The 12,730-nt window shown below is 47.9% G+C and carries 13 protein-coding genes; 4 read left to right on the top strand and 9 right to left on the bottom strand.

Annotation, left to right across the window (positions count from 1 at the left end):
• Nucleotides 1-68 precede the first annotated feature (68 nt).
• Nucleotides 69-1,373 (top strand): ISNCY family transposase, encoded by a 1,305-nt coding sequence (locus IPL17_RS02310; protein ID WP_345305462.1) that lies wholly within the window; start codon nucleotides 69-71, stop codon nucleotides 1,371-1,373.
• A 1,100-nt stretch (nucleotides 1,374-2,473) separates the two neighbouring features.
• Here the strand turns inward: IPL17_RS02310 and IPL17_RS02305 are convergent.
• Together IPL17_RS02305 and IPL17_RS02300 are read right to left on the bottom strand one after the other, a co-directional pair.
• Nucleotides 2,474-2,857: a hypothetical protein gene (locus IPL17_RS02305; protein ID WP_345305461.1), complete on the bottom strand. Its 384-nt coding sequence runs from the start codon at nucleotides 2,855-2,857 to the stop codon at nucleotides 2,474-2,476.
• Between the two features lie 571 nt (nucleotides 2,858-3,428).
• Complete coding sequence (locus tag IPL17_RS02300; RefSeq protein WP_345305460.1) at nucleotides 3,429-4,187, bottom strand: S24 family peptidase; 759 nt, start codon at nucleotides 4,185-4,187, stop codon at nucleotides 3,429-3,431.
• A gap of 245 nt (nucleotides 4,188-4,432) precedes the next feature.
• On the opposite strand from IPL17_RS02300, the gene IPL17_RS02295 reads away from it, so the two are divergent.
• From IPL17_RS02295 to IPL17_RS02285, 3 genes are all read left to right on the top strand, one after another.
• Nucleotides 4,433-5,359 (top strand): alpha/beta hydrolase-fold protein, encoded by a 927-nt coding sequence (locus IPL17_RS02295; protein ID WP_345305459.1) that lies wholly within the window; start codon nucleotides 4,433-4,435, stop codon nucleotides 5,357-5,359.
• Nucleotides 5,360-5,412: 53 nt separating this feature from the next.
• On the top strand, nucleotides 5,413-6,390 hold the full coding sequence (gene galE / locus IPL17_RS02290) for a UDP-glucose 4-epimerase GalE (protein WP_345305458.1): 978 nt from the start codon (nucleotides 5,413-5,415) through the stop codon (nucleotides 6,388-6,390).
• Nucleotides 6,391-6,523: 133 nt separating this feature from the next.
• A complete protein-coding gene (locus IPL17_RS02285; protein ID WP_345305457.1) occupies nucleotides 6,524-7,771 on the top strand; it encodes an NAD(P)/FAD-dependent oxidoreductase in 1,248 nt (415 codons plus the stop codon).
• A 2-nt stretch (nucleotides 7,772-7,773) separates the two neighbouring features.
• Here the strand turns inward: IPL17_RS02285 and IPL17_RS02280 are convergent, their stop codons facing one another.
• The 7 genes from IPL17_RS02280 to IPL17_RS02250 all read right to left on the bottom strand — a co-directional run bounded on the left by IPL17_RS02280 (nucleotide 7,774) and on the right by IPL17_RS02250 (nucleotide 12,678).
• On the bottom strand, nucleotides 7,774-8,250 hold the full coding sequence (locus IPL17_RS02280; RefSeq protein ID WP_345305456.1) for a DUF3592 domain-containing protein: 477 nt from the start codon (nucleotides 8,248-8,250) through the stop codon (nucleotides 7,774-7,776).
• A gap of 32 nt (nucleotides 8,251-8,282) precedes the next feature.
• A complete protein-coding gene (locus IPL17_RS02275) occupies nucleotides 8,283-9,617 on the bottom strand; it encodes an alpha-amylase domain-containing protein (RefSeq protein WP_345305455.1) in 1,335 nt (444 codons plus the stop codon).
• Between the two features lie 68 nt (nucleotides 9,618-9,685).
• A complete protein-coding gene (locus IPL17_RS02270) occupies nucleotides 9,686-10,285 on the bottom strand; it encodes a histidine phosphatase family protein (protein WP_345305454.1) in 600 nt (199 codons plus the stop codon).
• The gene (locus IPL17_RS02265; protein ID WP_345305453.1) at nucleotides 10,282-10,668 is read right to left on the bottom strand and encodes a nitroreductase family deazaflavin-dependent oxidoreductase; all 387 of its coding nucleotides are present in this window, start codon (nucleotides 10,666-10,668) and stop codon (nucleotides 10,282-10,284) included. The genes IPL17_RS02270 and IPL17_RS02265 overlap by 4 nt, the downstream gene beginning before the upstream one ends.
• 33 nt (nucleotides 10,669-10,701) lie before the next feature.
• The gene (locus IPL17_RS02260; protein WP_345305452.1) at nucleotides 10,702-11,277 is read right to left on the bottom strand and encodes a hypothetical protein; all 576 of its coding nucleotides are present in this window, start codon (nucleotides 11,275-11,277) and stop codon (nucleotides 10,702-10,704) included.
• Between the two features lie 20 nt (nucleotides 11,278-11,297).
• On the bottom strand, nucleotides 11,298-11,750 hold the full coding sequence (locus IPL17_RS02255) for a YqhA family protein (protein ID WP_345305451.1): 453 nt from the start codon (nucleotides 11,748-11,750) through the stop codon (nucleotides 11,298-11,300).
• Between the two features lie 97 nt (nucleotides 11,751-11,847).
• Nucleotides 11,848-12,678: an MBL fold metallo-hydrolase gene (locus tag IPL17_RS02250; RefSeq protein ID WP_345305450.1), complete on the bottom strand. Its 831-nt coding sequence runs from the start codon at nucleotides 12,676-12,678 to the stop codon at nucleotides 11,848-11,850.
• Between the last annotated feature and the right edge of the window lie 52 nt (nucleotides 12,679-12,730).

Genomic DNA, 12,730 nt, shown 5'->3' with positions numbered 1-12,730 from the left:
AAATTGGGGATGATCCTAGTAGAGTCCCCTTTGTGCAGTTAAAATGTCCCCTTTTGAAGGGAGCAAAAATGGACAAAACACTAACCATGAGCACAAAAGAACTCTCGAGACTAGAAGTCATGCAACGCTTGAAAGACAAACGACTGATCCAAAAAGAAGCAGCCAAGCTGCTCGGACTGAGTATCCGGCAGATCAAACGACTGTGGCAGAAATATCAAAAGCAGGATGCTAAAGGATTGATCAGTAAACGGCGCGGGAAACCTAGCAACAATCGGATCGATGCAGGTGTCAGTCAAAAGGTCTTAGACCTAATTAAAAAGAAGTATGCCGATTTTGGACCGACGCTGGCACATGAAAAGTTGTTGGAAATTCATAAAGTACAGCTCTCGCGTGAGAGTGTACGCAAGTTGATGATAGCAGAAGGATTGTGGAAACCCAGACGTGCCAAGAAATGTGCAGTACATCAAATGCGTGAACGGCGGGCCTGTCTTGGAGAGTTGGTTCAGATCGATGGGTCAGATCATGCGTGGTTCGAAGCACGCGGAGAGCGGTGCACCTTGTTGGTCTTCATCGATGATGCGACCGGAAAGTTGCTGGAACTCTTGTTCGTTCATGCTGAAACCTTCTTTGCCTACTGCGAAGCATCGCGTCAATATTTCGAACGGTATGGAAAACCAGTGGCTTTCTACAGTGACAAACATGGGGTCTTTCGGGTGAACATTCAACAGCCCCTTGGCGAAGGCCGGGGCATGGGCATGACGCAGTTTGGACGAGCCATGCACGAATTGGATATCCAGATCATTTGCGCCAATTCTCCTCAGGCTAAAGGACGTGTGGAACGGGCCAATCAGACCTTGCAGGATCGCCTGGTGAAGGAATTACGTCTCCGCAACCTGTCCACCATCGAAGCTGGGAATCAATATCTCCCTGAATTCCGCGAAGATTTCAATCGCCGCTTTGCCGTTCCCCCGCGTAGTACCCATGATGCCCATCGCCCCCTCCTCAAAACGGAAAATCTCGATCTCATTTTGACCCGTCAAGATACCAGGCTGCTTTCCAAGAACTTGACTATCCAGTTCAACAAGATCATTTATCAGATCCAGTCCGATCGCCCTGGCTATGCCCTGCGCAATGCTCAAGTTACCATCTGTGAAAATGCTCAAGGAGTTGTTACCATCCTCTATAAAAACAAATCACTTCCATACTCCATCTTCAAAAAGCTCCCTCATCAGGCTGAGGCTGTCGATTCAAAAAACCTCAACCATGTTCTTCTTGTCCCTTTGCCTCCGCCCTCTGATCATCCCTGGCGTTCCTATGGCAAGCATCTTAACGGCAATCCCATTCAAGAGATCCTTCCCAATGGCACACATTAATCCTGATCGCAGATTGAGTTTATCGCTTTCAAGCCAAAAAGCTGGGCAGAAACAAAAAGGGCAGATCCTTGCGGTCTCTGCCCAGCTTATGGCACTCGTGTCAGCGCTCAGGTCGCTCTCCGAAGCTTCTGACATATTAAACTCTCCACGAGGAAAATAGATTAGGGTTGAACACTATGTTTAGAGATTTTGTTGCGCCACGAAGCACCAACGCTTTGCGGGAAAATAGACCCGCGCGACGTTTTTATCCACACGACAGAATATTGCAATCCCACGAACGTCGCAAAGCCGAAGCGTCAAAAGAACAGCGGGGCACACCCCTAGAAGAGGAATGGCAGCGAGTAGTTCCACCATTCGAAACCAACGCAAGAACGGACCCGACAACGCGCAAGGTTACACGCTAAATAATCTAGCAGATCTTTGGCCCCCCAGGAGCGAGGAAGACCATATCTTGGGAGATCCGTAGATAGCGAAACAAAGATTCGCGTTTTGGGCAAACGATGGCGCTTATTTTTACAAAAGCCGTGAACCGGCTTCCTGCAAACCGCCCCCGCCTCGCACCGCGATTTCTGCCACCCTATACCGCGGCCGCGGGCCCGCGATCCAATTCAGTGACCCGCCCCCGCCCGACCCCCCACCCCCCCGCGGTCGCCAAGAATCCAGCAACACAAAAAACACAGACCAGCCCCTGAACCCGACAGCGCCACATTCCACCAGGAGCCCGCCCAGGCGGCCTGCAGAAAAGTCTGCTCGCTCTGACGAACTTTGAAAGTATCCAGACACAACAGCCCACCATGGGAAAAGAGGGCGTTCTATGTGGTTTTCTGAGTGAATAACCGTAGCTTGCTACGACCGACAAGCCCGCAACAGTGGTGGCCAATGCTCACGAACGGAAGTGACCCCAAAGTTTCCATGCCCGCCCTTACGACGGGAACAAGAGCCGCCGAAAATACCCGCCACCGCACCAAACGGCCCCAACGAAACGTCAAAGCAACCGACCGCCCTTGACCGCCACATGAATTCCAACAGAGCGAATCAACCCGACGCACAGACAGCGCCACGCGAGCCCGAAATTTCGGCGGGCCCATAATCGAATTTCGTTACTGGACAGAAGTACTCAGTCCTAATACAAACGGTCCCGATAAACGCGACGAACCAACAGAGTTTTGCAGTGCGCACTCAACAACGGTGACCCGCACTACGGCAGGATATTTCCACGCTGAAAATGCCCCCACTTCTCCAGTCACCACTTGTTTATAACTTTTGGTACCAACCCGCCGAGACACACAGCGATGCCCCAGACGCACAATGATTTCGATTTGTGAATCGGTCCATCCCAATTGGAGAGCGCGTTGGTACAACTCATACTGCCGTTTTGTGCTTTCCTGGTGTTCTTGAATCTGTGCCATGGTGGATTGCCGCACGTACACATACGCTTTCTTGTGTGTGAATTCCTGTTTTATTTTCTGCGGTTCATGCTGCATCCATTTCCGGATCCATTGATGTAGAACATCTGCACCAGAATGGCAATGATCCGGGCCCGTTGTTCGGGACTCATCTGATTCCAAATGGTTTGTAGATCGTCGGTTTGCATAACTATCTCCTCGTTGTTCCAGCTCTTGTTCGTTGGCTGTGAGGATAGTCTGCTTACTATCTTTTGACAAAGGGATCCAACCCGACTAAAACACCAGGCGCCAAAACAAAACAAGCCATTACTACCGCCATCAAAAGCCCCCCATCAGAATATCAATATTAAGCTTTCCACCAAAACAATTTACAGTTTGACCCGAAATGATTTTAACCCCCCTTCAATAGTGCATTAGACTTCCAGCGTTGCCCTATCCTCTGCACGAGTTTCACCAGTCTACCACCCCTTTCTCATGCCCCTTCGTCAGGGTGACATTTCTACTTTGCAGAACAGGGGACATTTCTACTTTGCATTGACAGTGAGATGACGATTTTTGTCGTGGCCTTTAAGCGTAGGTAGTGTATGAATGTGAATTGATTGTCCGAGTATGTTTTTGATATTGCTTGTCACTAGCGGATATACAGCATTTATTTCCTGATTGGCTGAACAAAACGCAAAACAGCCAATAATTTTCCTTGGATTTCAACTTCATCAAAATTGAGGCGGAGTGTTTCAAAGTTTGGGTTTTCAGGTCTTAGAGTTATCGTTCGCTTTCCCCATTCGAAACGTTTGAGTGTAGTTTCCTGTTTTTCAATAAGCCATGCTGCAACAATATCGTCATTTTTGACTTTATCGATTGATATTTTCTGAAGAATGACAATATCGCCATCGGTTAACATGGCATCCCGCATTGAATTACCTTCAACGTGAAGTGCGTAAACATCGTTGACTTTCACTCCATGCGGAATATAACTTTCAGGGATTTGCACAACCGACTGATCAAATCCCGGTTTACTTGTTTTTATGAAACTTGCATCAGGAAGATGGAACTGATAGCCGGCGGCAATAGCTCCATAATTCGGGATGGAAAGTATTCCTTCGCTCACAGTGATGGTTCTTATTTTTATTTTTTCTTTTGGGTGTAATGGGTTTTTGGCAAGTTCTAGTGGGTGAAGAAAAATCTTTCTATGAGATTTTTTCCCCTTGCGCTCGATCAGTTTCCGGATGATCTTCTTTTGCACTTCAAGTTTGACAAGGCAATAATCTACATGGCTGCTGGAACTGATGCCGACTAATTCCCCAATTTCACGTATGCTGGGGCTCGTATTATGATCGCGCCAATAATTCCTGATTGCTGTATATATTTCCCGGCTTCTTTCTTTTTTCTGTTTGGGGTCTTTGCTCATTCAAATTTCTCCAAAAAAATCCGCCGCATTATGCTTGTCTGATCAACATTATAAGCAATTTTAAATAGGTTCAGGAAGAAAAATTACTTACAAGTACCAAACAGGCAACGAACCAATAACGATCTATGATTAAGAATGTTCATAAACTCAATATTATGGGATATGGATTACCTGCGCTGATCTCATGTTTCCAATGCAGTTGCGCGCATCTCGATGAATTGAACCGGCCGGGTATAATGCGAGGGATGAATACCCGTCAAACCAATGCCCTGATGACCTGCCTTGTGCTTCTCATTGGGCTTTCAGCATGTTCACGAGTTAAAGCGCAAAGCGCTCCGATCCAGACGATTTCCCCAAATACCCCAACGGTTGCGGTCTCCCTTACCCCAAGTCCCATTCCTGTTACGCTGACGCCCAGCCCGGTCCCGGCTACTCCTACGCCAACTCCGTTTGTTTGCAGCGGAGACGTGGGGCTTGTTGAAAAGGATGTGGTCTCTGTCACAAATCCGCCGCAGGAATTTTTAATTTACCTGCCGCCCTGCTATGAAAATTCTGGTGACATGCGTTTCCCCGTCCTGTATTTATTGCATGGATTAACGTATAACAAGGAGCAGTGGGTGAGGCTGGGCGTGCCGCAGATCGCCGACCGTCTGATTTCGTCAGGTCAATTCTCCCCGTTTATCATCGTTCTGCCCGATGATCCGTATTGGAATTCTCAGGCTGGGCCGGGGTTTGGAGACCGGCTGATCGATCATGTCATTCCTTATGTGGATGAAAATTACCGTACGCTGGCAGACCGCGATCACCGCTCCCTTGGCGGACTTTCGCGCGGCGCGGGCTGGACAATAGATCTAGGGTTCACTCACCCCGAATTATTTGGGGCGCTTGGTATGCATTCACCCGCCATACAAAATGAGATCGCTCCCTACCTTGGGAGACTCATTAAAGCGGTTCCTGAACAGGACCGCCCGCAGCTTTGGATCGATATTGGTGATCGGGATAATGAATTGGCGACCGCGCTTGTTTTTGAACAACAACTGACCGTCAATAATTATGTGCATGAGTTCCATCGAAACAACGGTGATCATTCTGAAAATTACTGGGGCGCCCATGCCGAGGAGTATCTGCGCTGGTATGCGGAAAAATGGCGTGAAGAGCTTCCAGATACATAAGATATAATTTTTTAAGTTGACCAAGTCCAAGTTATTTTGTTACAGGAGCAACCATGAATATTTTTGTTACGGGCGGTGCGGGCTATATTGGTTCCGCCACTGCTGAGGGATTGATCAAGGCCGGGCATTCCGTTACCGTTTATGACTCGCTCGTTACCGGTCACCGCGCTGCCGTGCCGGCTGGCGCGAATTTCATTAACGGCAGTCTCGAAGACAGCCACGCGCTGACGGAAGCGCTCACATCCAATAAGTTTGATGCCATCATGCACTTCGCCGCTTTTATTGAAGCGGGTGAAAGCATGAGGGATCCCGGTAAATTCTTTCGTAATAATTTTTCGAATTCCTTGCAATTAATTGAAACCGCTGTGCAGGCTGGGATTAAGAAACTTGTTTTTTCGTCCACCGCCGCCGTCTATCAATCCAGTGAACAACCGCTGACGGAAGAATCTGCCATTGGTCCCACCAATGTATACGGACATACCAAGTTGATGACCGAGCAGGCCATTGAATGGTACCGTCAGATCCACGGTTTGCATTTCGCCGCCCTGCGTTATTTCAACGCCTGCGGAGCGTTGCCTGGCCGCGGGGAGGCGCACCAGCCCGAATCACATCTGATTCCGCGCGTCCTGCAGATCGCACTCGGACAGGCTGAATCCGCGACCATATTTGGCACAGACTATCCCACCCCCGACGGTACCTGTATCCGCGATTACATCCATATTGCAGACCTGGTGTCCGCGCATATTCTGGCGCTTGGCGCTTTGGATTCCAGGGACAGGATGATCTATAACATCGGAAGCGGGAACGGTTTCTCGGTGCGGGAGGTGATCGAGACGGCGAGACAGGTCACCGGTCACGCCATACCCGTGATTGAATCTCCTCGACGGGCCGGCGATTCTGCGCGGCTGGTTGCCTCTCCGCAAAAGATCATCAACGAATTAGGCTGGAAGCCGATGCACACCAACATGCAGGAAATCCTCTCGAGCGCCTGGGAGTGGCACACCACTCATCCAAATGGATATATCGAATAATCCTGTTAATTTGAAAGACCGTCCATTGGGCGGTCTTTTTATTTAAGTCTTTGAAATCTTTACAAATAAGACAGTCTTGGTTATAATAATGGTGAATTATTTCACAAATGGAAATTAAATTATTGAGGCCGCCATGAACACAAACAACCTTCCACATATTGTCATCATCGGCGCAGGCTTCGCTGGGATTGAAACCGCGCGCGGATTATCCAACGCGCCTGTACGCATCACTTTGATCGACAAACACAACCATCATTTATTTCAGCCGCTGCTTTATCAAGTCGCGATTGCGGGTTTGGTCCCATCGCAGATAGCGTATCCTGTCCGCACGATTTTCCGCAAACAAAAAAATCTCACATTCCAAATGGGTGAAGTGAGCTCAATTGATCTGGATGAAAAATTTATTAAGCTCAACGGTTCCATCATTGCCTATGATTATCTCGTGCTGGCAGTCGGTGGACGCACAAATTTCTTTGGCTTCGATGCCATTGAAAAAGATGGGTTTCAACTCAAGGATCTTGAGACAGCGGTCAAAACAAGAAATCATTTACTTTCGATGTTCGAGCGTGCCAGCATTGAAGGCGATGCTGAGAAGAGTAAGGCTCTTTTAACTTTTGTGATCGTTGGCGGCGGCCCTACTGGTGTTGAAACAGCGGGAGCATTGGGAGAGTTAATTTCGCATGTGATGGTAAAGGATTTTCCGCAACTGGATGTCAACGACACACGCGTGGTCCTGCTTGAAGCGTCTGCGCATTTGATCGGACCCTATCCCGATGAATTACGCAAAGCCACCGAAAAATTATTGCGCCGCAAAAACGTTGACGTTCGTTTGAATACCAAGCTCGAAAGTTTCACTGGACAGCGCGTAACCCTGGGAGATGGAATCCAGATCGAAACCTCTACTGTGATTTGGACTGCGGGAGTCAAAGCCACAGAAATTGTGGATGGACTTGGTGTGCAGCAAGCCAGCGGGGGACGGGTGTGTGTCGAACCGACCTTGCAGCTACCCGGGCGTCCTGAAACATTCGTTATCGGCGACGCGGCCTTTCTGACCGAAAATGGATCGCCCCTGCCTATGTTGTCCACGGTTGCAATTCAACAGGGAAAATCTGCCGCGCAGAATATTCGACGCATGCTCAACGGCAGTCCATTGATCCCATTTCGTTATAAAGACCCCGGCCTACTGGCCACCATCGGACGGAATGCCGCTGTCGCACGCATTGGGGGAATCTCCTTCAGCGGATTTATTGCGTGGGTGATCTGGGTTTTCCTGCACATCTATCGCATTATCGGATTCCGCAACCGCATTGTTGTGATGTTCAACTGGGCATGGGATTATTTCTTTTACGATAATCAAGTCAGGTTGATCACGAAGGAATAAACTTAAGTGTCAATTGAATCCCCGCGCCGCCAGGCACGGATCAGGAAGAAGTTAACGATGATGGCGGCGATAAGCATGGCAGGAATGAGGATGATCGGTGTGAGCCAGCGTTCGGAGCCTTTGTCTATTTGCGCGGTGTTTGGGTTGTCCGGGTCAAAGCGAACATCCACGCGATCTCCGATACTGTATTGCGGCGGATTGGATGATATGTTTCCTTTAAATGAATGGGTTTCTCCGTTGGCTTCAAATTCAATGATCGGTGAGTAGGTTGTCGAGCCGTCCGTTGTGGATGCATCCATTTCAACGACAATGCCTTCAGTAATTTTTCCTTTTGTTTCCAATTGCACGGATACATACAACATGTAGACTCCCCATAAGCAGAAGCCAGTAAAAAGCAGGTTGGCGAATAAAAACATGCAGCCTGTCTGTAACCGATTAATGCCTTTGGCAGCTTTTTCAACTTTAGCAAAATTGGACATGGCTTCACCTGTAAGATATTTATAAGTTTATTTTATTGAACCACATACACCGCATATCCGCGCGCTGGCGCAAAAAATTGACCGCGTCCATCGGAGTTCGTGAATTGGTCTGCGGGGCGGGATATGTCATTTTTGCCCCACCATGCCACCGGTCGGAATGAGGCGTTTGCCCATTTTGTGCTGACCCATTGTCCGTGCCAGTCATCACCGTTGTTGTTGAGCACATAGATCAGTCCGCGTTGACCATCATATCCAGCGCGCTGCATGATGTAAAGATTGTCGTCAAGGTGGAGAACATCGGTTGAACCCGCTGCGTATTTTTCATGCGCCTGAACCAGCGCGTCAATTCCATTTGGTGAATCTTTCAGAGCGAGCTTGTAGTTGAAATAATCCTTCCAAAAGACGCAGGGATAGCCTTCATGCGTGAGAATATATGAATATGCCAGCAGTTTATCGTTTGTGATCGGGCGGCCTTCGTCGCGCAGGTCGTGATTTTCAACAAAGGTCACCGTGGATTGCGTCTGCGCGCGCAATATTGAATCGCCATTCACCAGGTTCTTTAAACTAAATCCATATTGATCGCACATGCCTTTGAGTAGTTCGCGCAAAGGAAAATCAAATGCGTCCACAGGATTGGAGTTGGAAAAGTTCGCTTCGTTCACCCAGTGAAGTGTGTTATTGGCAGAGTCCCAATATTCGGCAACGCCGTAGGGAATAAAGGGTTTGCCGTTGCGCATATAACGATATTCTTGAATGGCCGTGATGGTGTTCGCGCCATATCCTTTGACAAAGTCATATCGAAAACCGTCGAAGCCGACCTCTTCGATCAGCCAGCGCGTGAGTTTGAGCAGTTCGGCATATACATAAGGATTGCGATGCGAAAGGTCGGGCATATCTCCAAAGGTCATCTCATCCCATGACTCATACATGCTCGGGTGAAAACTTTCCCAGTTGCGCGGGAACTTGCCGCTCTTGGGGTTGAATAGAGTCCAGCGTGACTGCCCTGTGATCGGATTCACTTCCTGCATATCTGCGCCGGAGTTGTGATTGATGACAATATCCGCGATCAGACTTAACCCGTGACTGTGTGCGCTTTCAATAAGTGTCTCTAATTCCTGGCGCGTGCCAAACCAGGTTGGGATGCTTCCCTTCTGGTCAAATTCACCGAGGTCATAAAAATCATAGGGGTCATATCCCATTGATGGACCTGAAAGATTCGCGGCTTTATGAATTGGCGGAAGCCATAGCGAAGTGAATCCCGCTTTTGCCAGCGCAGGGACTTGTTCGTTTATGTAATTCCACCATTGGAATTCCTTTTTGTCTTCCCTGGGGCAATCCCAATGGAAGGTTTGCATCATGACGCCCATGAGTCATTCTCCTGAAATAAATTTAGGGGATTTTACTGTGATAATAAAAAATGGCTAATGTTCTGGCGTCAGCCAAAAGTACTTATCATAACCAGACCGCTTGGACACAATTCTGCGGTAACACATTCCGTGTGACCGAATCCGTTGGAGAAGAAGTCTTTATCAATATCGGTCAGTACGAGCGGAAGCATCAAAGTGAACAATCCGCCATGCCCAATCAACAAGATGTGATTGTCTGCGTGCAAGTTATCATGAGTTATTTTTTCGATAAATGGAAGGAATCGATTCTGAATATCTAAAAAACTTTCCCCGCCTTCAGGCTTTTCCTGAAAATTCTGTCGCAACGTCCATTCATGGTAAGTGGTGCGATGCGCTTCCCAACTTGCCTCATCAGATTTGTCTTCGAGAATGCCACAGTCGTATTCCCGCAATGACTCAGTTATGTGGATCGGGAGTTGAAGTTTCTGTGACAATATCTCCGCTGTCTCTCTGGCTCGCAGAATGGGACTTGAGAAAATGGAATTCATTGGAATGGATTTCAGGCTTTCTGCCAATTTAGCAGCTTGCCTTTTCCCAAGAGCGGTAAGTCCAAAAGGACTCTCTCGATTAGAAATCACATGCCGGGTATTTGCTTCGCTTTCCCCGTGCCGCACAAAATAAAGTTTCATACTGCACTCAAATCAATCCCTATGACCAGGGCTGTCCTTCCCCAATCACTCAACGGTTTGCCCTCTTTCCATCCTTGATATTTTCCCGCCAGCATGTGACGTGCCATTGTCTCTTCTTTTTCTTCGCTCACGATTCTTGCAATGCCGTTGAAGTTGTGCTTTGCAATCCGCACGGTCACATTTGGATTTGCCAGCAGGTTTTTCACCCACTGTGATTGATCTCCGCCGCCCGATAAAAGATAGAGTGAGTTTCCATTGATCCCGAACCAGATCTCGATTTCACGCGCAAGCCCGCTTTTGCGTCCTGTTGTGGTCAGGTAACAATAATCTTCCCTTGAAAGTTTGGAAAGAATATCTGGCAGGTTATCTATTTTGTTTTTCATAAAACCTCTAAATCAGGTGACAGTCATCTTTGGTTAATAATCACACTCGTTAATGTTAAGCACTTCATTAGAGAGAAAGTATGTTTGCGCAGGCAGGAGCAGGTGTTTGCGCTTCCATGTATCGTATGCGGTGGTACAGGATGAGCGCGGCAGGCGTTTGATCAATGCGGAATCATAAAGAATGATCGAACGGTTGGTGATCTTTTCGATCACAGTCCAGTGATCATGATAACCATCCAGTCCGAGGACAACAGCGCGCCCGGGCGTTCCATCCAAAAAATATTGAATGGATTTCCAGAACGCCGTTAGGTCTGGGTTGGGTACGCCGCGCCAGGGGATTTCAACATTCGAAATGCGTTTTTTTCCCACTACTTTTTTTATGATCACCAGCATTTCTGTATGGATGATCCCGCCGATCAGGAACTTGGGTAATAACCCGCGACGGGAGAGATAGTGGATCAGATCATCGAATAGTTGTTGAGTCTCTTCATCTGTAGAGCGGTTGATCATTCTCTCAGCATTAATGATGCTGTATAGCCCACAGAGTGAATCCAGACCGCCTTGTTGAAAGGGAGGCAGTCCGGATAAAGGTCGAGAATAGCGTGCCATCAAAGTTTCCCGAAAAAAAATTAATCCTTCTTTCCAAAATATCCAAATGCAATCAACATTGCAGATACCAGTGCCGTTGCAATTCCTGTTTGTAAAAGCGCCTGTGCATCTTTTAGCTCCAGTAATTTCTCAAGAAATTTTACCGACATCACCAGCACGATCATGCTGCTCAATTTTCCTTTGAGATCATACAAATTGTGCGCAAGCATCCATTCTGGAAGGTTAAGTTCGCCAATGAATAGTTCATACAGGCTTGCGGCAAAGATCAAAATAGCGGTGGCGATCAGGAAGCTGTCCACCACTTCGATCAGTTCGATCGTAATGCCCGCATCTCTGCCCATGGATTGGATAACCAGTAAGGCGGCATTAATCGTTTTTAGCGTTCCCCAAGCAAAAGCTGCCAGAGCCGCGATCAAAAGAGAGATCACTCCTATGATGGCGAGATAACGAGATTTTTCAAGAATAGTTTTCACTGTGCGCCTCACTATGAAAAAAATAACCCCATTATGCAAGATGTTGCAGGCTCACCAAACGAGCTTGCAACATCTATTTACATTAATTTCAAAAAAATCAGTCACCGTGCATCTGGTGATAAAGCGTACGCAGGTTTCTCCGATGAAGTGTTTCTGCCAGACCGCCCAGATAAACGCGGCTTTTTCCGCAATCCTCAATCGTGATGCTGTCCAGATATTCCTCCACGTTCTTGCGTTTTCCCGCAGATTTAACGGCTTTCTTGATATTGTTCAGGTAATTTAAGTTCTCTTTTACCGCCGCGTCGATCTCGCCGCGCAGGATGATGTCACCGTGTCCCTGAATAATGTTTTCCAAACCCATCTTTCCTATCTTTTTGATCGAGACGGTCAACTCATCCAGATCACCGTCCACAATATAGGGCAGGGGCATGAAAGCGTCACTGGCGAACAGCACGCGGTCTTCCTCTACCAAAACGGAGATACTGTCTTCGCTGTGTCCGAATGATTGAGAGAAGACCAGATTTTTCTTCCCGACGCGCATCGTTAATTCGCCGGAGTCAAATGTCAGGTGAGGAGGAACTATTTTTACCTGTCGTAAATTTGGATTTTGCTTTTTGGCTCCTTCTAAAGAAGGCACGCCATGTTCGATCAGCAATTCACGGCATCTGGCGTGGCCGATCACAGTCGCGCCCGGAAAGAAACAATTTCCCCAGGTATGATCGGCGTGATAGTGGGTGTTGATCACGTAACGCACCTGCACACCTAACTCGTGTTCGATGAACTCGCGCATCCCGAGCGTTTCTTCGGGCAAGGCCAGTGTATCGATCACCACCGCCCACTGCGGACCAACGATCACGCCAGCCGTCACTTGCGCATAGACTTCACTTTGGAACCAAAAAACATTTTCTGACACTCGTTCACGATGCATACGACAACCTTATATTATGGATTTGTTCTGGATTATTAATAGCACACTCCCG

It is taken from the genome of Candidatus Villigracilis saccharophilus, from assembly GCF_016711665.1.
Note: the sequence above shows the minus strand (reverse complement) of the source record. Positions and strands in the feature narration are given on the sequence as shown.

What these genes read in the sequence shown, in the direction of transcription:
- IPL17_RS02250 (WP_345305450.1), bottom strand. Translation starts at nt 12,678, where the DNA reads ATGCATCGTGAACGAGTGTCAGAAAATGTTTTTTGGTTCCAAAGTGAA.
- IPL17_RS02300 (WP_345305460.1), bottom strand. Translation starts at nt 4,187, where the DNA reads ATGAGCAAAGACCCCAAACAGAAAAAAGAAAGAAGCCGGGAAATATAT.
- IPL17_RS02285 (WP_345305457.1), top strand. Translation starts at nt 6,524, where the DNA reads ATGAACACAAACAACCTTCCACATATTGTCATCATCGGCGCAGGCTTC.
- IPL17_RS02275 (WP_345305455.1), bottom strand. Translation starts at nt 9,617, where the DNA reads ATGGGCGTCATGATGCAAACCTTCCATTGGGATTGCCCCAGGGAAGAC.
- IPL17_RS02260 (WP_345305452.1), bottom strand. Translation starts at nt 11,277, where the DNA reads ATGGCACGCTATTCTCGACCTTTATCCGGACTGCCTCCCTTTCAACAA.
- IPL17_RS02280 (WP_345305456.1), bottom strand. Translation starts at nt 8,250, where the DNA reads ATGTCCAATTTTGCTAAAGTTGAAAAAGCTGCCAAAGGCATTAATCGG.
- galE (WP_345305458.1), top strand. Translation starts at nt 5,413, where the DNA reads ATGAATATTTTTGTTACGGGCGGTGCGGGCTATATTGGTTCCGCCACT.
- IPL17_RS02310 (WP_345305462.1), top strand. Translation starts at nt 69, where the DNA reads ATGGACAAAACACTAACCATGAGCACAAAAGAACTCTCGAGACTAGAA.
- IPL17_RS02295 (WP_345305459.1), top strand. Translation starts at nt 4,433, where the DNA reads ATGAATACCCGTCAAACCAATGCCCTGATGACCTGCCTTGTGCTTCTC.
- IPL17_RS02270 (WP_345305454.1), bottom strand. Translation starts at nt 10,285, where the DNA reads ATGAAACTTTATTTTGTGCGGCACGGGGAAAGCGAAGCAAATACCCGG.
- IPL17_RS02265 (WP_345305453.1), bottom strand. Translation starts at nt 10,668, where the DNA reads ATGAAAAACAAAATAGATAACCTGCCAGATATTCTTTCCAAACTTTCA.
- IPL17_RS02305 (WP_345305461.1), bottom strand. Translation starts at nt 2,857, where the DNA reads ATGCAGCATGAACCGCAGAAAATAAAACAGGAATTCACACACAAGAAA.